Raw genomic sequence first — 16,887 nt, forward strand, 5'->3', positions numbered from 1 at the left:
ACCACTCCCGGCCGCTGCTTTCCTGCGGTCGTTTACGTTAACGTGTGCACGTGGCGCTGGTTGCGCACCCTCAGCGGGACATCGCCACCAGACGAGCCCGAAGAGCACCGCGAGGAACACACGATGCCCAAGTCCAAGGTCCGCAAGAAGACCGCGTACACCCCGCCTGCCGACCGGCGCACGCCGGTGAAGGTGCGTGCCGCCGGCCCCACCGGCCTGGCCTGGAAGATCCCCATGTTCGGGCTGATGATCCTCGGCCTGGTCTGGCTGCTGGTCAACTACATCGCCGGGGACAAGATCTCCTGGATGGCCGACCTGGGCAACTGGAACTTCGCCGGCGGGTTCGCGCTGATGATCGCGGGTCTGCTCATGACGATGCGCTGGCGCTGACGATTACTCCGATCGGCCGCTTGACGTCGAATTACAGCGGTGTGACTCATCCCCAGTGTGGATAACCCCTGTGGATAACTACCCCACCTCCTGGGCACCCCGGCCGGCCGTTGTGGTATCGGCCTGGGCGGTCACCGCGTTGCTGCTGGCCGGCGTGGTGACCGACGCGCTGACCGGCGACCGCGGCGGGCTGGTGCTGTTCGCGCTGGCGGCCGTCGCCGTCGGTGCGTTCGCCGGGCACGCCACCCTCGTCCGGCCCCGGCTGGCCGCCGACGCCGAGGGCCTGGTGGCCCGCACGCTGGGCGGCACGCACCGGCTGCCGTGGGCGCAGACGCGCACCCGGCTGCGCACCACCCGGCGCATGGGCCGCGACGGCGTCACCCTCGAGATCGAGCACGAGGAGCAGCTGTACGTCTTCGGGTGGCTCGACCTCGGCGAGGACCCGCGGGACGTCCTCGACTTCCTCAGCACCCTGCGCAGCTAACGGCAGGTGTAGTAGAGGCCCTCGCGGTACTGGACGAAGTCGCAGGTCGTCGGCGCGGCCTGGGCACCGCGGTAGGCCAGCAGGCCGAGCAGCGCGACGACGATGATCCCGACCCCGATGGCCTGCCACCGCGCCTGCTTGACCTGCGGCGCGTAGAGCAGCGCGACGGTGACGAGCGCGCCGGTCACCAGCCCGCCGAGGTGCCCCCAGATCGAGATGCCCGGGATACCGAAGGTGATGAACGCGTTCAGCGCGAGCGTGATGATCAGGCCGGTGGGGTTCAGGCGCAGCTTCAGCACGGTGACGCCGTAGGCGCCCATCAGGCCGAACAGCGCGCCGGACGCGCCCGCCGTGCCCGGGAAGCCGGTGGGGTCGCCGAACAGCAGTACCGCGGTGGACGCGCCGAGCATGGAGACGAAGTAGAGCGCGAGGTAGCGGCCTCGGCCGGTCACCTGCTCGAGGGCCCGGCCCATCATCCACAGCGAGAACATGTTGACCGCGATGTGGATCGGCCCGTAGTGCAGGAACCCGTTGGTCAGCACGCGCCACCACTCGCCGTGGCCCATCGTCGCGTCGCCGTAGAGAGCGCCGTACTGGAAGAGCGATGACAGCTCGTTGTCGTTGAGGCTCTTCGCCTGGGCCACCGTGGCCAGGAAGACCAGGACGTTCACCGCGAGGATGACCTGGGTGACGAGCACCGACTGCGAGAGCCGTGCGCCGAAGACGGTGCGCTGGCCGAACCCGGCGTCCTGGTACTCGCGGTGCTGACGGCGCTGCTGCTGGGTGCCGCTGTGCACGCAGTCGGTGCACTGGAAGCCGACGGGGGCTTCGCGGAGGCAATCCGGGCACGCCGGACGCCCGCACCGGGAACAGCTCAGCCCGGTCGGGCGGTTGGGGTGCCACCAGCACCCGGGCAGCGCGGCTTGTTCGGCGGCGGGGTTCGGCGGTTGGTTCACGATGTCACCAACCTACCGAAACCGCCGCGAAGAAACCGTCAGTGCTCGATGCTGACCTTTTCGATCACGATGTCGGTCAGCGGGCGGTCCGCCGGACCGGTCGCCGTCCGGGCGATCGCGTCGACGACGTTGCGCGACTCCTGGTCGGCCACCTCGCCGAAGATCGTGTGGCGGAAGTTCAGGTGGGTGGTCGGCGCGACGGTGATGAAGAACTGCGAGCCGTTCGTGCCGGGCCCGGCGTTGGCCATGGCCAGCAGGTACGGCTTGCTGAACTGCAGTTCCGGGTGGAACTCGTCGCCGAACTTGTAGCCGGGGCCGCCGCGACCGGTGCCGGTCGGGTCGCCACCCTGCAGCATGAAGCCGTCGATGACCCGGTGGAAGATCGACCCGTCGTAGAAGGGCCCGGAGTTCGTCCCCGCCGCGTTCGGCTGGGTGTACTCCTTGGTGCCTTCTGCCAGCCCGACGAAGTTCGCGACCGTCTTGGGCGCGTGGTCCGGGAGCAGGTTGAGGTGGATGTCACCCTGATTGGTGTGCAGCGTAGCTTTCACGGAAGCCATCGTGCCATCTGCGGGCGGGCGGCGCGGAAAAGGGGCACGATAGGTTACGGGTAACAGAGCAGTGCCAAAACGAATGATGAGGTGAAGCCCATGTCCCGGGCGACAGCCCAGGCCGTCGAGACCGCCGACAAACTCGTCACCGAGGGTGTCAAGCAGGGGCGGCGCGCGCAGAAGAAGCTCGCGAAGAAGACGGAACTGACCCGCAAGGAGCTCAAGAAGAGCTCGAAGGCCGCTCGCCAGGAGGCGCTCGCGCGCCTGTCCGAGCTGCGCAAGCCGGGTCGCAAGGCGAAGAAGGCCGCCATCAAGGCCGCGAAGGCGGCCGGCGAGTCGAAGCGCCGCGGCAAGAAGGACTTCAAGGCGGCGAAGAAGGACTTCTACGCCGCTCTGTCCGAGGCCAAGTCGGCCGCCAAGGGCACTCGCAGCCGGCGCAAGTGGCCGTGGCTGCTGGGCCTGGTCGTGGTCGGGGCGGGCGCCGCATACGCACTGCGGTCGAAGCAGGAGCCGCCGGTCGCCCCGGCGCCGCCGAAGGCCACCCCGCCTGCGCCGAAGCCCGCCGAAGCGGCGAAGCCGGCCCCGCAGGCGAACGGCAAGGCGCCGTCCTCGGCGCCCGCCGAAAAGAAGAACTGATCACGACGCGAAGAGGCCCCCGGGGGTGCAGCCGGGGGCCTCTTCAGTCGTGCTCGAAAACCGATCAGACGGCAGCGGCGTGCTTGTCGATCAGCTGGCCGAGACGCGGCAGCGCCTCCTCGACGTTCTTCTTGCCGTTCGGGCGCAGCTTCGAGTAGACCTTCTTGATGCTGTCGCGGCTGCTCTTCTCCGCGCGCGAGTCGGTGACGCTCAGCAGCGCGTCGGAGGCCTCGTCCGAGCGGCTGGACAGGTAGGCGCCGAAGTCGTTGCCGCCCTTGGCGCGGTAGTCACCGTAGAAGGGCTCGAGCGCGGAGGCGAAGTCCGGCAGCAGCGTGTCGACGGCCGAGGGGATGATGCCCGGCTTGATCTTCTTGACCGCGGCGAAGCCGGTCTTGACGACGGCACCCGAAACGCCGCCCTTGTCCGAGACCTCGGCGTCCACGAGGGTCTCGAAGTCGGAAACGACAGCCGGGCGACGGCTGGAGTCGAGCAGGATTTCCTTGAGGGTGTCAGCCACGAATCTTGTCCTTTGTCCTTGCAGAGTTGGTGCCCCGCCCCGGGGTGGGGGTCCCCGGCGGCTGCGGTGCGCGAGTCCACGAAGCCTGCGCGTGACGCACAGGGTAATACAAGATCAACATCACTCACCCGTGTGGAGGTCGCTACCTAGAGCTTAAGGGCAGCGATAGCCTTCTTGACCACTGTGCGTGCTTTGACGCTCTGCTTCTGGTTCGTGGTCGCGATGACCGCCGTGCCGCCCTTCGCGACCGCGTAGACGGCACCGTCGTCGGACGACAAATAGCCCCCCTTCCAGCCGGACGGGTCGCTCGCCGGGTTCGACGAGTCGACCGGCGCCGCCTTGTTGACCAGCGCCGTCGCCGTCTTGGCGTCCCCGACGTAGACACGGACGGTGAGCTGGACCTTCCCGTCCGGGCGATAGAAGAAGCACGCAGGGTGCGGCTGGTCGGCGGACACGCGCACCTTCGAGACGTGCTGGCCGTTCGACTCGGCCACGAACTCGCTGTCGAGGTACGGGCAGTCCTCCGTCGCGCCCGGCTGGGGGTCCGGTGGCAGGCTGCCGGGACCCGCTGCGGTGGACGCCGACGGCGGGCTGGGCGTCGCGGTGCCGGTCACGATGGTGGCGCTGCAGCCGGCCAGCAGGGCCACGGCGGGCGCGAGAAGTACGAGTCGTCGCATAGCGGGGACAGTGAACCACGAAGCGTGTGTGGAAACCGCTGGCTGACGTCGCCGTGAGACCATGGCCGCGTGCTCACACCGGAGCAGTACCTCGGCGCGATGGCCGAGCGCATCCAGCGGGCCGGCGGGCGGCTGAACACCGTGCAGATCGGCCCGGCCACGGCCGTCGTCGGGCTGTTCACCGAGTCGGTCCTGCTCTCGACGATGAACTACTGCGTGGTCGCCGCCGCCGTGCCCGAGGTGACCGCCGCCGCGCTGTACGACTTCACCGGCCGCGCCACGCAGCACGCCCGCGCGAACCTGGTCGGCACCATGGGCTGGACGGCGGCTTCGGTGGTCATCGCCGGGCTCGTCGGCGGCCGCGTGTACCCCGATGCCGCGCAGGCCGCGTCGGCGAAGTCGGGCAACCAGTTCGGCGGCGAGACGCGGATGGTCGCGGTGGACCTCTCGGCCGGCCAGATGTACGCGTTCGTCGGCGGCAAGTTCTGGGGCGCCGCGGTCCATGGTTCGGTCAACGCCAAGCTGACGTACTGCTTCCCGCAGCCGGTGGAGGTCTACCAGCAGGTGCAGTGGCAGCAGCAGCAATCCCAGCCGCCGATGCCGCAGGTACCGCCGCCGCCGGCCGTCGGCCCGGGCGGTCCGCAGCCGCCGGTCTACCCACCGCCGGGGCACCAGCCCCAGCAGGGTCCGTACGGTTACTGACATGGTGCAGTTGCGCGGCTGGCCGTCGTTCCCCGAAGAACTCCCGGTGTTCACGCCGGAAACGGCACCTCCGGACCCGCAGGCGTTGTTCCTCGAGTGGCTGACCGAGGCGGGCGAGCACGTGCTGGCCCCGCACGCCGTCACACTGTCCACAGTGGATCCCGACGGCGCGCCGGACGCGCGCGTGGTGATCCTCAAGGACGTCGGACCCGCCGGCTGGGCCGTCGCGACCAGCTCGGAAAGCCCGAAGGGCCTGCAGCTGCGCAAGGACCCGCGGGCCGCGCTGACGTTCTTCTGGCCCGGCCGCGGCCGCCAGGTCCGGCTGCGCGGCCCGGTCTCCCCCGCCGCACCCGAGGTGTCGGCGGCGGACTTCCTCGCCCGGCCGCCGGCGTCCCGCGTCGAGGCGTTCATCGGCCACCAGTCGCAGGTGCTGCACGACCCGGCCGACCTCGACGCGGCGGCCGCGGAGGCGGAGCGCTGGGTCGCGGAGAACCCGGACGTGGCCCCGGAAACCTGGACGCGGTACTTCGTCGACCCGGACGAGGTCGAGTTCTGGCAGGCGAGCCACGACCGGCGGCACGTCCGCCTGCGGTACCGGAAGTCGGGCGAGGGCTGGGCCCGCGAACGCCTCTGGCCCTGATCGGGGGTATGCGCGGGCGTCCCGTGTGTGCGCATGATGCAGGCATGCGCTCGAAGATCCTGACCGCCGGGCTGGTCCTGGCGCTGACTGCCGCACTCGGCGGGGTGGCCACGGCCGACGCGCGTCCTGGGGGACGACCGGAGCTGGCGGATCCGCACCCGTGCCCGGGCCAGCCGGGCTTCACCTGCTCGACCCTGACCGTCCCGCTCGACCGCACCGGCCGCGTGCCGGGCACGCTCGACCTGGCCGTGGCGACCGCGGACAACGTGGACGCACCCAAGGGCGTCCTGCTGTTCCTCACCGGCGGCCCGGGCCAGGGCGGCGTCCGGACCATCACGCGGATCGCGACGCAGCGGTTGCCGGAGGTCGCGCGGGACTACCGGATCGTCATGCTCGACCAGCGCGGCACCGGCCCGTCAGGGGGCGTTGCAGTGCCCCGGCCTGCAGGCGGAGATGGGCAGTTCGGACATCGCGACGCCGTCGGCCGCCGCGGTGCAGGAGTGCGCGCACATCCTCGGCGACACGGCCCCGCTGTACTCGACCGACCAGAGCGTGGCGGACTTCGACCAGCTCCGGCGGGCGCTTGGCGTGCCGAAGCTGGTCGTCGACGGCGTCTCGTACGGCTCGTTCACGGCGGCGCGGTACGCGATCGCGCACCCGGACCACGTCAGCAAGGTGATCCTCGATTCCGTGCTGCCGCACCACGCTTCCGCGTCGGCGTCGCTCTACCTGACGGGCCTGACGGCGGAGGCCAGGGTGCTGCGCGCGGCGTGCGCGGTGGCCCCGGCCTGCGGCTACGACCCGGCCGAGGACCTGGCCTGGCTGGTCCGCCACCGCAGCACGGCGGACGGCGTCCGCATCTTCGACACGATCGTGTCCTACGAGTTCTCGGATCCTTCGTACCGCGACCCGGCGGCGGGCGACGTCATCGGCGCCCTGCACGAGGCCCGTGGCGGCGCCCCGGCCCGGCTGGACGGTCTCCTGGAGGCGTACAAGTCCGGCGGCGACGACCCGGCCGCGTTCAGCGCGGGCCTCCACGCGGCCACGCTCTGCGCGGACGGCCGCTTCCCGTAGGGCACCGCGGCGACACCACTGGCCCTGCGTCGGCCGTTGCTGTCGCTGGCGTCCCACGCGCTCCCGGAGTCGGCGACCTGGCCGTACACGACCGGCGTGGCCACGCAGCAGGGGTTCATCCAGAGCTGCTTGCCGTGGCCGGCGGAACGTCCGGCGTCGAACCCGGCCGGGCCGCTGCCGAACGTGCCGGTGCTGTTGCTGAACGGCGATCGGGACCTGTCGACGCCGTTGGAGTGGGCGCGTTCGGAAGCGACGCTGGCCCCGCAGGGCCGGCTGGTGATCGTGCCGGGCGAGTCGCACTCGATCCAGAACCGCGAGCGCGGCCACGCGGGCCGAGACGCGGTGATCAGCTTCCTGCGGTGAGGGCGGCGAAGACGGCGTCCCGCACGTCGGCGTCGGACGGTGTCTCCCGCCGCTGCTCGGCGGCGAGCTCGGCGAGGGACACCATGGTGACGTCGGCGAGGCCGCAGGCGGTGAAGTGGCGGAAGGCCGCCATGTCCGGGTCGACGTTGAGCGCGAAGCCGTGGCTGGTCACGCCCCGGCGGATCCGCAGGCCGATCGAAGCGACCTTGCGGTGGTCCGGCGTCCACACGCCGGCGAGGCTGGACGACCCCGCCGGCGTGTCCCGCCGGACGGCGGGGAAACCGAGCTGTTCCAAGGCCGCCACCAGACCGGTTTCCAGCCACCGCACGATGTCGACGGGCCCGCGGGCCTTGACGTCGACGACGAGGTAGCCGACGAGCTGTCCCGGCCCGTGGTAGGTCGCGAACCCACCGCGGTCGGCCGGGACGGCCGGGAGGTCGGTGGGCAGGTCCTCGGGCCGGGTGCGCGGCCCGTAGGTGACGATCGGCGGGTGGCTCAGCAGGAAGAGGCGGTCTTCGGCCAGGCCCTGCTGGCGCTCCTGCACCCAATTGCTCATGTCCGCGAGAGCCTGGTGGTACGCGACCTCACCGAGGTCCACCCGCTTGATCGGCCAGCCCACGTTTCCACGCTACGCCGCGGGTTCGATCCAGGTGACCGGCAGCTCGTGGACGCCGTAGATGTTCATGTCCGTGCGCAGCTTCACCTCCTCGGCCGGGATCGCCAGTGCCAGCGTCGGGAACCGGCGCAGCAGGCCCTCGAACCCCGCGCGCATCTCGATGCGGGCCAGCTGCTGGCCCAGGCACTGGTGCACGCCGTGGCCGAAGGACAGCAGGCCGCGGGCGTTGCGGCGGATGTCCAGCGTGTCCGGGTTCTCGAAGCGGCGGGGGTCGTGGTTGGCGGCCAGCAGCGAGACCACCACGGTCGAGCCCTTCGGAATCACTTCGCCGCCGAGCTCGAGGTCTTCCGTCGCGTAGCGGAAGAAGATGTCCGCCACCGACAGGTAGCGCAGCATCTCCTCCACCGCGCCCGGCAGCAGTTCCGCGTCGGCGGCCAGCTCGGCGCGCTGGTCCGGGTGCTCCAGCAGCGCGAAGGTGCCCAGTGACAGCATGTTGGCCGTCGTCTCGTGGCCGGCGAGGAGCAGCAGGAACGCCGCGCCGGTCAGTTCTTCGACGGTCAGGTCGTCGTGGCGGGCCAGGTCGGACAGGATGTCCTCGCCCGGCTCGGCGCGCTTGCTCGTCACCAGCTCGGTCAGGTACGTGTTCAGCGCGATGTACGCGCCCATCTTCTCCTCGAGCGTCTGCTCCCGGAGCATGAACTGCGCCGAGTTGGCCTGGAAGGTGGCCCGGTCCGCGTAGGGCACGCCGAGCAGCTCGCAGATCACCAGCGACGGCACCGGGAGCGCGAACTCCTTGACCAGGTCGACGGGCGGAGCCAGCTGCGCGAGGTGGTCCAGCTGCCGCTCGACGACGTCGGCGATGCGCTCCTCCAGCTGCTTCATCCGCTTCACGGTGAAGGCGCCGGTGAGCTTGCGGCGCAGCCGGCCGTGGTCCGGCGGGTCCATCGCGATGAACATCCCCGGCAGCTGCGGGGACGGCTCGGTGGCGGCCGGCATGCCCGTCTCGTACGGCACGTGGATGACGTCGAGGTCCAGCCGGGAGCTGAACCGCGTGTCGGCCATCATCTGCCGGACCTCTTCGTAGCCGGTGACGAGCCAGCCTTCGTGGCCGTCCGGGAACACCAGCGGGCTGACCGGGCGGGTGTCGCGCAGCCGCGTGAGCGCGCTCGGCGGGTCGAAGGGCCCGGCGTCGCGGTCCATCGGGAGTCCGTGCGGGACGTCGACCTGGCTCATCGGGTTTCCTTTCGTAGGGTGTGCCGATGACGTTCGCCGAGGCGGCTGACACGGGCCTGACACGCCTCGGACACCGCCGTCCGTGGCAAGATCGGCCGCGTGCAGATCGGGATCCTGGGGCCCTTCGAAGTGCGCACGGACGACGGCGCGCTCGCCGAGGTGCCGGGTGCCCGTCTGCGGGGGCTGCTGGTCGCCCTCGCGCTCGAGCCGGGCCAGGTGGTCCCGAAGTCGACGCTCGTCGACTGGATCTGGGGTGAGCACCCGCCCGCCGAAGCGCCGAACGCGTTGCAGCGCCTGGTTTCCCGGCTGCGGAAGGCCCTGCCCGATGGCGCGGTCGACGGTCGGCCGACCGGCTACCGGCTGGTGGTGGCGCCCGACGACGTCGACGCCGTGCGGTTCGAGCGGCTCGTCGGCCAGGCGCGCGCGGACGACGACCCGCGGCGGCTGCGCGAGGCCCTCACCCTTTGGCGCGGTCCGGCCATGCAGGACGTCGAGCTGCCGGAAAGCGCGGCGTTCTCCGCCGCGGTCACCCGGCTCGAAGGCCTGCGCCTGGCCGCGCTCGAGGACCGGTTCGACGCCGAAGTCCGGCACGGCCACGGCGCGGAACTGGTCACCGAGCTGACCGACCTGGTCGCCGCGCACCCGATGCGGGAGCGGCTCGTCGCGGCGCTGATGCGCGCCCTCGTCGCGACCGGCCGCGACACCGAGGCGCTGCTCGTGTACGAGCGCACGCGGGAAACCCTGGCCGACACGTTGGGCGTCGATCCGTCGCCGGAGCTGTCCGAGGTGCACGTCGCGCTGCTGCGCGGCGAGCTGGGACGGCGCGAGGAGAGCCGGAAGACCAACCTGCGGGCCGAGCTGACCAGCTTCGTCGGCAAGGACGCCGACGTCGCCGCGGTCCGGGAGCTCGTCGCCGAACACCGGCTCACCACCCTGATCGGGCCGGGCGGCTCGGGGAAGACCCGGCAGGCCGCGGAAACCGCGCGGACGCTGCTCGGCGACTTCCCGGACGGCGCGTGGCTGGTCGAGCTGGCCGGGATCGGGGCAGGCGACGATGTCGCCCAGGCGACGCTCGGCGCGCTCAAGCTGCGGGATTCCCTCGTCGGTGAGGCACCGGACGCCGAGCCGACCGACCGGGTCATCGCCGCCCTGCGCGAGCGGTCGATGCTGCTGGTCCTGGACAACTGCGAGCACGTCATCGAGTCCGCGGCGGCGTTCGCGCACCGCGTGCTCGGGGAGTGCCGCCGGCTGCGGATCCTCGCTACGAGCCGGGAACCGCTCGGCATCACCGGGGAGGCGCTGTGGCAGGTCGCGCCCCTGGTCCTGCCCGCGGAGGACGCCGACCCGGCCGAAATCGAGGCCGCTCCGGCCGTCCGGCTGCTGCGGGACCGGGCCGGCGCGGTGCGCAAGGACCTCACGGCGGACGCGCGCACCCTGGCCCGCGTCTGCCGCGCGCTGGACGGGATGCCGCTGGCCATCGAGCTCGCCGCGGCGCGCCTGCGCACGATGTCGCTCGACCAGCTCGCGCACCGGCTCGACGACCGGTTCCGCCTGCTCACCGGCGGCAGCCGGACCGCGCTCCCGCGGCACCGGACGCTGCGCGCGGTGATCGACTGGAGCTGGGAGCTGCTCTCCGACGCCGAACGCGTGGTGCTGCGCCGGCTTTCGGTGTTCTCGGGCGGGGCGAGCCTCGAAGCGGCCGAGCGGGTGTGCGGCGACGACGACGTGCTCGACCTGCTGACCGCGTTGACCGAGAAGTCGCTGGTCGTCATTGTCGGCGAGCGCTACCGCATGCTCGGGACCATCAAGGAGTACGCCCAGCAGCGGCTCGCGGAGGCGGGCGAGGAAGACGTCGCCCGGCGCGCCCACCTCGCGTACTTCACCGAGCTCGCCGAGACCGCCGAGCCGCACCTGCGTCGCGCCGAGCAGTTGGAGTGGCTCGCCACGCTGGAGGCGGAGCACGACAACATCGCCGCGGCGATGCGGGGCGCCCTCGCGGCAGGCGAAGCCGCCGAAGCGATGCGGCTCGCGGCGACCGCCGGCTGGTACTGGTGGCTCGCCGGGCACCGCGCGGAAGGCAACGAGCTGGTCATGGCGGCCACGGCCCTGCCCGGCGAAGTGCCGGACGAAATCCGCGGGGTCGTCTACACGTTCGTCGTGCAGTTCGTGACGTCCGGGCAGCAGAGCGACGAGTACCGGGCCGAGGACTGGATCCGCCGGGCGCACGAGATCAGCCTGCGCGTCGACCGCCCGCGGCTGGCGTTGCGCTTCGCCGGTGCGCTGGAACGCCTGCTGCACGGACCGGACGCGGCGCTGTCGGCGTTCGAACCGCTGCTCGCCGACGAGGACCCGTGGGTCCGCGCGGTGGCCCGGTTGCAGCTGGGCAAGATGCGCATCCAGTTCGGCCACGGCGACCAGGCCGCCGAAGCGCTCCTCGAGACGGCGGTCGCCGAGTTCCGCGCGCTCGGCGAGCGGTGGGGCACGTCGTTCGCGCTGACCGAGCTGGCGGACCGCATCGCCGTGCGCGGCGAGTTCGCCGAAGCGTGCGGGTACTACGAGCAGGCCGTCGAGGTGGTGACCGAGGTCGGCGCCATCGAGGACGTCGTCCGGATGCGCTCGCGGCAGGCCCAGCTGTACTGGCTGCTGGGCGACGAACCGGCGAGCGCGGCCGCGTTGGCCGGGGCGCAGCGGGCCGCCGAACGCGTCGCCTGGCCGAACGCGCTGGCCGAGCTGGCGCTGACCAGGGCGGAACTGGCCCGCTGGCGCGGCGACGCCGCCGAATCCCGCCGCCAGCTCGACATCGCGACGGCGCTGATGGGCGACGACGCCCGGCGCGCGAACGTCCAGGCGCTCGCCCACGACCTGCTCGGGTACCTCGCCGAGGACATCGAGGAAGCCCGGAAGCACCGCGCGACGGCGTTCGAAGCCGCTTCGGAGACGGGGCACCCGCTCACGATCGCGCTGGTCCTCGTCGGACTCGCGGACCTGGCCCAGCGCAGCGGGCAGGACGAACAGGCGGCACGGCTGCTCGGGGCGAGCACGGGTGTCCGCGGCCTGCCGGACCGGTCACACCCGGACGTCGCCCGGATCGAGGAAAGCGCCCGGCGTCGCCTCGGGGACGAGGGGTTCACCGAGGCGACGCGGGCGGGGGCGGCGGCGAGCTGGCCGGAACTGGCCGCGGTCACGCTCGCTTCTTGAAGGTCGACGACGCCCACAGGTAGCCGACGACGGCGATCCCGGCGCACCAGCCGAGGGCGGCGAGCAGGGTGCCGGTGGCCGGCGTCCCGTTGAGCAGCCCTCGCAGGGTTTCGATGATCGGCGTGAAGGGCTGGTACTCGGCGAACTGCTTGAGGCCGGGGCCCATCTTGTCCGCGGGCACGATCGCGCTGCTGAAGAACGGGAGCATGACCAGCGGCACGGACGCCATGCCCGCCGTCTCCGGCGATTTGGCGGCCAGGCCCAGCGCGACGGTCAGCCAGGCGGTCGCGAACCCGAGCAGCACGACGACGCCGAGCGCGCCGAGCCAGCCGAGGAAGCCCGCGGCGGGGCTGAAGCCGAGCAGGAAGGCGACGCCGAGCAGGGCCGCGATGGCGACCAGGTTGGTCAGCACGCTGGCGGCGACGTGCCCGGTCAGCACCGCGCCGCGCGAGACGTCCATGACCTTGAAGCGGTTGATGATGCCCTTGGTCATGTCGGAGTTCACCGCGATCGCGGTGGCGCCGAGCCCGTAGCAGACGGCCAGCAGGATCAGGCCCGGCGTGGCGTAGTCGACGTAGTCCACGCCGACGTTGAACGCGTCGCCGAACATGTAGACGAACATCAGCATGATGACGACCGGCATCAGGATCGCGTTGAACACCGACATCGGGTTCCGGGCGATGTGCTTGAAGTTGCGGCGCAGCATCACGGTCGAGTGGGACTTCATTTCGCGGGAACCTCCGTGGCGTGGCCCGTCAGGGCGAGGAAGACGTCGTCGAGATCAGGGGTGTGGACGGACAGTTCGTCGGCGCTGAGCGCGTACTCGTCGAGCCGGTCGAGGAGGGAACGCAGGGATTTCGTGCCGCCATCGCTGGGCACGCGCAGAGCCAGCGCTTCGTCGTCCCGGGCGCCGTCGGTGAGCACGCGCGCGGCGGCGTCGAGCTCGGCGGCGGTGGTGAACCGGAGCCGGACGTGGGTGCCGGGAATCCGGCGCTTCAGCTCGTCGGCGGTGCCCTCGGCCACCAGCCGGCCCTGGTCGAGCACGGCGATGCGGTCGGCGAGCTGGTCGGCTTCCTCGAGGTACTGGGTGGTGAGGAAGATGGTGACGCCGTCGGCGACGAGCTCGCGAATGGTGGCCCACATCGTCCGCCGGCTGCGCGGATCCAGCCCGGTGGTCGGCTCGTCGAGAAAGATGATCCGCGGGCGGCCGACGAGGGTCATGGCGAGGTCGAGCTTGCGCCGCATGCCACCGGAGTAGGTCGACGCGGGTTTGTGCGCCGCCTCGGTGAGCTCGAAGCGTTCGAGCAGTTCGGTGACGGTCCGCTGGCCGGCACCCCGGCTGAGATCGACCATGAGCTGCAGGTTTTCCCGCCCGGTCAGCAACTCGTCGACGGCGGCGAACTGCCCGGTGACCCCGATGGCGGCCCGAACGGCCTTGGCTTCGGAGGCGACGTCGAACCCGGCGACGCGGATGGTGCCGGCGTCGGCCTTGGCGAGGGTGGTGAGGACGTTGACGGTGGTGGTCTTGCCGGCGCCGTTCGGGCCGAGCAGCGAGAAGATGGTGCCGGCTTCGACTTCGAGGTCAACGCCGTCGAGGACGGTTTTGTCTTGGTAGGCCTTCCGCAGTCCGGAGGCCGTGATCGCCAGGTCTGTCATGGGAACCACTGTCGAAGGACGGCCTGACACCGACCTGACACGGACCTGACCCGGGTACGGAAACGGCCCGCACACTGGTGCGGGCCGTTCGGTTGCTTCGGGTTGTGGAGCTGAGGGGAATCGAACCCCTGACCCCCGCCTTGCAAATGTCCGTTCGGTGATCTCGGCTGACCTGGCGAGACCTCGCAACGCGCCTACCTGCGGTTTTGCGACACCGTTCCCCGTGACTTCCCGGCCGTCCCCTCTCCGTCGGGCACGCCAGGGGCACACGGCGTCGCCCAAGCCCCCTCTTCAACTCAACCCTTGGCAGCTGACCCCTGCACGATGTTTAGCACCCGTTCAAACTCTGCCTCAAGTACCTCGGTGTCGGAGTCGTCTCGCCACGCCACGAAGCCAAACCCTGACGAGAATAAGTCCGCATAGCGACTTCGTAGATACTCAGGCATTTCCCTGTTTGAGACCATTAACACTGGAAGAACTCTACCTTGAATGAAGATCTTTTTAATCACAATTCTGAGACGTTCTTCATTTTCGGCATAGTACACGAACACATCGAAGGGTCGAGTTTCTAGCGGCCTAGAACCAAATTCCTTCAAATCCAGCCATAGGCCACCATAGTCTTGCATTGATACAGTTACGCGAATCCCGCGAGAGCCCTATGCCCCATCATGACGTGCTCAACACTCAGCTCGAAAAGATCGCGACCCATACGGCTAACCTGCTCAACCTTCAAAAGCCGAGGCTCTGCCACAATCGCACCCTCAATAAAGCCCTCCGCATCATCAGCACGCCCCTCTTTCGCCAACTCCTTTGCCTTCTTTGCCACCCTACGAGCCCGAAGTTCAATAGAGTCTTTTGTGGCTTTTGCTATTGGCGTCCCTTGAATGCCAATAAGGAGAAAGACGGCACCGATCAACACAAGCGAAGTAGTTCCCGCCTGATTTGAGCTAACGAATACGGCGACACCGCCAGCGCCTGCTATCCCGAAACCAAAGAGGCAAGCAAGTGCGCGTTCCCAACCCGTCATCAAACGGTCACTGACCGAAGAACTCTCGGGTGCCAACTCGTCACCATCGTTCACTGCATCACTCACGATACTGCGCCTCGAATCGATCTCACCTGGTCCAGGTACTGTTCCAGATTGAGGCAGTGAATCAGGCTCACTCGGTCCTCCTCAGGTGCGACCCAGTGCAATAGCCTAGCTGCACACCTCGCTCCTCGCCCAAACATCTGCCTGGTTACTCTCGCCTGCATGACGGACGTGTGGCAGATCCAGATAGCAGCCCCCTCGAAGGACGCGGGTGAAGACGAAGAAGGCGGCGCAGATCCCGGAGGACGTGCACTTCCATGACCTCCGCCACAGCGGGAACGAGCTGGCCGCCGAAGGCGGCGCGACGACGCGGGAACTGATGGCCCGGATGGGCCACTCGACCACGCGGGCCGCGCTGCGGTACCAGCGCGCGGCGCGAGCGTGACCACACGATCGCAAGCGCCCGCAGGGCAAGCGCGCCCGCCGACGGGCGCGCGGCCGGGGCGAGGGGCACGCAGGGGGCACGGCGGGAGGTACGGCCGCCTGATACGACGAAGGCCAGGTGAGAGGAAATGCCCTCTGACCTGGCCTTCGTCGTGTCTACTGTGCTGTGGAGCTGAGGGGAATCGAACCCCTGACCCCCGCCTTGCAAAGGCGGTGCTCTACCAATTGAGCTACAGCCCCGGACCGCGGGCGGCTCGCCCGCGGTGGAGATCAGCTGTGGGAAGCGCCGGCCGGCTTGGCCGGGGTGGTGCCGTTGGTCGAGGGGACCGGCGCGGTCGCCGCGCGCCAGAGTTCGGCTTCGGCCTTGGCCGCCTTGTTGCGCTTGACGACGAACAGGACGCCGCCCGCGATGACGGCGAGTGCCAGCAGCTTCTTCACCGAAGCCCCCTTCTCAGCTTGCTTCCCTTACCCCGTGATGTTACTGCACGCCCCGCGGCGCGGGTTCGGGGTCCTCGTTCGTTCCACGTGGAACCACTGGTAACGCACGTCACACGCGGCCGGAAATAGTGGTGGGCGCCCGGTGGTTGTACCGGATGGTCGGTGAGCCCACCGTGTCCCCCGGGCTTCAACCACTGCCTTCGCGGAGTTCCGTTCGGCTGGAACCGCGATGCGCCACTCGCCGAGAGGCGACCGTGCGGCCCGCCGACCGTGACTGCTCAGCCCTGCCGGCCTTCTCTTCCCGGCAGGGCTGACCTGTTTCTGTTGTGCACCGGTGTTTCCGCTGTAGCACCACATTGCCCGGTGGCGACTGACCGTGCGTGACGAAGTGGAAGCCCGCACGGCTCGGCCTGCACGCGCCACGGATCCGGACGGGAGTGAGCTGGCAGGTCGTCGTCGCGGCCGCTGTCGTGGTGGTTGCCGTGGGCTGGGTCGCGATCGACTGGCTGCTGGAGCAAGCCGCTGCGGCGAAGGATCCGGGGGGCGCACGCGTAGACGCGATCAAGACCGGCCTCGGCGTCGGCGCCGGTACCACCGGCATCTTCGCGCTCTTGCTCGCCATCCGCCGCCAGAACCACCACGAGCGGACGGCCGCGGTCGCGACCCACGACGCAACGGAACGCCGTGTCACCGAGCTCTACACGAAGGCCGTCGAACAGCTGGGTTCGGCGAAAGCCCCGGTCCGACTCGGTGGTCTGTACGCGCTGGAACGCCTCGGGGAAACCCAGGAGAGCCAGCGCTCCACGATCGTCAACGTCATCTGCGCCTACCTTCGGATGCGATACGCGCTGCCGGCCGAACCGGCCACGGGCGCTCCGGCCGAACACCACGACCGCTACGAGGACCGGATGCAGGAAGCGCAGGTCCGTTTCACCGCGCAACGCATCCTGCGCCGCCACCGGCAGCCGTTGACGAGGCCGAACCTGTTCTGGGCCGGCGTCACCATCGATCTCAGCGAGGCCGACCTCCGGACGATGGACTTCGCGTCCGTGGATTTCGAACTCGCAAACCTCAGCGACGCAAAGCTCGCCGGCGCGAACCTCAGCGAAGCGGACTTGAGAGGCGCGAACTGCGCCGGCACCGACCTTTCCGAAGCCGACCTCACCGACGCCCGGGTCAACTCGGCGACCCATCTCGACGTGCCATCAGCGTACGAAGAGCGGGACGGCAGGCTCGTGCCCAAGTAGACGCGGGGGCAGTCTCAGCCGACGACGTGCAAGCGATC

At 70.0% G+C, this 16,887-nt stretch carries 20 protein-coding genes and 1 tRNA gene; 10 read left to right on the plus strand and 11 right to left on the minus strand.

The window, feature by feature from the left end:
- The first annotated feature begins 123 nt into the window (after nucleotides 1–123).
- Complete coding sequence (crgA, locus tag HUT10_RS27295; RefSeq protein WP_176173814.1) at nucleotides 124–390, plus strand: cell division protein CrgA; 267 nt, start codon at nucleotides 124–126, stop codon at nucleotides 388–390.
- A gap of 70 nt (nucleotides 391–460) precedes the next feature.
- Nucleotides 461–874 (plus strand): PH domain-containing protein, encoded by a 414-nt coding sequence (locus HUT10_RS27300; protein WP_254897054.1) that lies wholly within the window; start codon nucleotides 461–463, stop codon nucleotides 872–874.
- Here the strand turns inward: HUT10_RS27300 and HUT10_RS27305 are convergent.
- Together HUT10_RS27305 and HUT10_RS27310 are read right to left on the minus strand one after the other, a co-directional pair.
- Entirely contained in the window at nucleotides 871–1,830 is a 960-nt protein-coding gene (locus HUT10_RS27305) for a rhomboid family intramembrane serine protease (protein WP_176173815.1), read from the minus strand. The two genes, HUT10_RS27300 and HUT10_RS27305, sit on opposite strands and share 4 nt — an antisense overlap.
- Before the next feature lie 38 nt (nucleotides 1,831–1,868).
- Nucleotides 1,869–2,387 carry a peptidylprolyl isomerase gene (locus tag HUT10_RS27310; protein ID WP_176173816.1) on the minus strand — a complete coding sequence of 173 codons (519 nt, stop codon included), beginning with the start codon at nucleotides 2,385–2,387 and terminating at the stop codon, nucleotides 1,869–1,871.
- A gap of 90 nt (nucleotides 2,388–2,477) precedes the next feature.
- Here HUT10_RS27310 and HUT10_RS27315 point away from each other — a divergent pair, with 90 nt between their 5' ends.
- Nucleotides 2,478–3,014: a hypothetical protein gene (locus tag HUT10_RS27315; RefSeq protein ID WP_176173817.1), complete on the plus strand. Its 537-nt coding sequence runs from the start codon at nucleotides 2,478–2,480 to the stop codon at nucleotides 3,012–3,014.
- Nucleotides 3,015–3,078: 64 nt separating this feature from the next.
- Here the strand turns inward: HUT10_RS27315 and HUT10_RS27320 are convergent, their stop codons facing one another.
- Both HUT10_RS27320 and HUT10_RS27325 read right to left on the minus strand, forming a co-directional pair.
- Nucleotides 3,079–3,531: a hypothetical protein gene (locus tag HUT10_RS27320; RefSeq protein WP_176173818.1), complete on the minus strand. Its 453-nt coding sequence runs from the start codon at nucleotides 3,529–3,531 to the stop codon at nucleotides 3,079–3,081.
- A gap of 146 nt (nucleotides 3,532–3,677) precedes the next feature.
- Nucleotides 3,678–4,208 (minus strand): DUF2020 domain-containing protein, encoded by a 531-nt coding sequence (locus HUT10_RS27325; protein ID WP_176173819.1) that lies wholly within the window; start codon nucleotides 4,206–4,208, stop codon nucleotides 3,678–3,680.
- A gap of 69 nt (nucleotides 4,209–4,277) precedes the next feature.
- On the opposite strand from HUT10_RS27325, the gene HUT10_RS27330 reads away from it, so the two are divergent.
- The 4 genes from HUT10_RS27330 (at nucleotide 4,278) to HUT10_RS51265 (ending at nucleotide 6,987) form a co-directional block, all read left to right on the plus strand.
- Entirely contained in the window at nucleotides 4,278–4,910 is a 633-nt protein-coding gene (locus tag HUT10_RS27330; RefSeq protein ID WP_176173820.1) for a hypothetical protein, read from the plus strand.
- A 1-nt stretch (nucleotide 4,911) separates the two neighbouring features.
- Nucleotides 4,912–5,550, plus strand: a complete 639-nt coding sequence (locus tag HUT10_RS27335; protein WP_176173821.1) for a pyridoxal 5'-phosphate synthase — start codon at nucleotides 4,912–4,914, stop codon at nucleotides 5,548–5,550.
- 453 nt (nucleotides 5,551–6,003) lie between these two features.
- On the plus strand, nucleotides 6,004–6,624 hold the full coding sequence (locus HUT10_RS51260) for an alpha/beta fold hydrolase (protein WP_254897055.1): 621 nt from the start codon (nucleotides 6,004–6,006) through the stop codon (nucleotides 6,622–6,624).
- Between the two features lie 36 nt (nucleotides 6,625–6,660).
- On the plus strand, nucleotides 6,661–6,987 hold the full coding sequence (locus tag HUT10_RS51265; RefSeq protein ID WP_254897056.1) for an alpha/beta hydrolase: 327 nt from the start codon (nucleotides 6,661–6,663) through the stop codon (nucleotides 6,985–6,987).
- Here the strand turns inward: HUT10_RS51265 and lipB are convergent.
- Nucleotides 6,971–7,606: a lipoyl(octanoyl) transferase LipB gene (lipB, locus tag HUT10_RS27345; RefSeq protein WP_217709647.1), complete on the minus strand. Its 636-nt coding sequence runs from the start codon at nucleotides 7,604–7,606 to the stop codon at nucleotides 6,971–6,973. The genes HUT10_RS51265 and lipB overlap by 17 nt on opposite strands.
- Before the next feature lie 9 nt (nucleotides 7,607–7,615).
- Nucleotides 7,616–8,836, minus strand: a complete 1,221-nt coding sequence (locus HUT10_RS27350; protein WP_176173822.1) for a cytochrome P450 — start codon at nucleotides 8,834–8,836, stop codon at nucleotides 7,616–7,618.
- Between the two features lie 99 nt (nucleotides 8,837–8,935).
- Between HUT10_RS27350 and HUT10_RS27355 the strand changes: the two genes are divergently transcribed.
- Nucleotides 8,936–12,034, plus strand: coding sequence for a BTAD domain-containing putative transcriptional regulator (locus HUT10_RS27355; protein WP_176173823.1), 3,099 nt, complete (start codon nucleotides 8,936–8,938; stop codon nucleotides 12,032–12,034).
- Here HUT10_RS27355 and HUT10_RS27360 read toward each other — a convergent pair.
- The 3 genes from HUT10_RS27360 to HUT10_RS27370 form a co-directional block, all read right to left on the minus strand.
- Nucleotides 12,018–12,761, minus strand: coding sequence for an ABC transporter permease (locus HUT10_RS27360; RefSeq protein ID WP_176173824.1), 744 nt, complete (start codon nucleotides 12,759–12,761; stop codon nucleotides 12,018–12,020). The genes HUT10_RS27355 and HUT10_RS27360 overlap by 17 nt on opposite strands.
- A complete protein-coding gene (locus tag HUT10_RS27365; RefSeq protein WP_176173825.1) occupies nucleotides 12,758–13,690 on the minus strand; it encodes an ATP-binding cassette domain-containing protein in 933 nt (310 codons plus the stop codon). The genes HUT10_RS27360 and HUT10_RS27365 overlap by 4 nt, the downstream gene beginning before the upstream one ends.
- Nucleotides 13,691–14,324: 634 nt before the next feature.
- Nucleotides 14,325–14,783, minus strand: coding sequence for a hypothetical protein (locus HUT10_RS27370; protein ID WP_176173826.1), 459 nt, complete (start codon nucleotides 14,781–14,783; stop codon nucleotides 14,325–14,327).
- 208 nt (nucleotides 14,784–14,991) lie between these two features.
- Between HUT10_RS27370 and HUT10_RS27375 the strand changes: the two genes are divergently transcribed.
- Complete coding sequence (locus HUT10_RS27375) at nucleotides 14,992–15,165, plus strand: tyrosine-type recombinase/integrase (RefSeq protein ID WP_217709648.1); 174 nt, start codon at nucleotides 14,992–14,994, stop codon at nucleotides 15,163–15,165.
- Nucleotides 15,166–15,331: 166 nt separating this feature from the next.
- Here HUT10_RS27375 and HUT10_RS27380 read toward each other — a convergent pair.
- Nucleotides 15,332–15,404 (minus strand) — tRNA-Ala (locus tag HUT10_RS27380).
- A 30-nt stretch (nucleotides 15,405–15,434) separates the two neighbouring features.
- The gene (locus HUT10_RS27385; RefSeq protein ID WP_176173827.1) at nucleotides 15,435–15,602 is read right to left on the minus strand and encodes a DLW-39 family protein; all 168 of its coding nucleotides are present in this window, start codon (nucleotides 15,600–15,602) and stop codon (nucleotides 15,435–15,437) included.
- A gap of 380 nt (nucleotides 15,603–15,982) precedes the next feature.
- Here HUT10_RS27385 and HUT10_RS27390 point away from each other — a divergent pair, with 380 nt between their 5' ends.
- On the plus strand, nucleotides 15,983–16,849 hold the full coding sequence (locus HUT10_RS27390; RefSeq protein ID WP_176173828.1) for a pentapeptide repeat-containing protein: 867 nt from the start codon (nucleotides 15,983–15,985) through the stop codon (nucleotides 16,847–16,849).
- Nucleotides 16,850–16,887: the final 38 nt, after the last annotated feature.

Origin of the sequence: Amycolatopsis sp. Hca4 (assembly GCF_013364075.1) — a bacterium.
In the GTDB taxonomy this organism is placed as follows: Bacteria; Actinomycetota; Actinomycetes; order Mycobacteriales; family Pseudonocardiaceae; genus Amycolatopsis.

Coding starts and splice junctions, on each gene's coding strand:
- crgA (WP_176173814.1), top strand. CDS start 124: ATGCCCAAGTCCAAGGTCCGCAAGAAGACCGCGTACACCCCGCCTGCC.
- HUT10_RS27310 (WP_176173816.1), bottom strand. CDS start 2,387: ATGGCTTCCGTGAAAGCTACGCTGCACACCAATCAGGGTGACATCCAC.
- HUT10_RS27315 (WP_176173817.1), top strand. CDS start 2,478: ATGTCCCGGGCGACAGCCCAGGCCGTCGAGACCGCCGACAAACTCGTC.
- HUT10_RS27325 (WP_176173819.1), bottom strand. CDS start 4,208: ATGCGACGACTCGTACTTCTCGCGCCCGCCGTGGCCCTGCTGGCCGGC.
- HUT10_RS27335 (WP_176173821.1), top strand. CDS start 4,912: ATGGTGCAGTTGCGCGGCTGGCCGTCGTTCCCCGAAGAACTCCCGGTG.
- HUT10_RS51260 (WP_254897055.1), top strand. CDS start 6,004: ATGGGCAGTTCGGACATCGCGACGCCGTCGGCCGCCGCGGTGCAGGAG.
- HUT10_RS27350 (WP_176173822.1), bottom strand. CDS start 8,836: ATGAGCCAGGTCGACGTCCCGCACGGACTCCCGATGGACCGCGACGCC.
- HUT10_RS27360 (WP_176173824.1), bottom strand. CDS start 12,761: ATGAAGTCCCACTCGACCGTGATGCTGCGCCGCAACTTCAAGCACATC.
- HUT10_RS27365 (WP_176173825.1), bottom strand. CDS start 13,690: ATGACAGACCTGGCGATCACGGCCTCCGGACTGCGGAAGGCCTACCAA.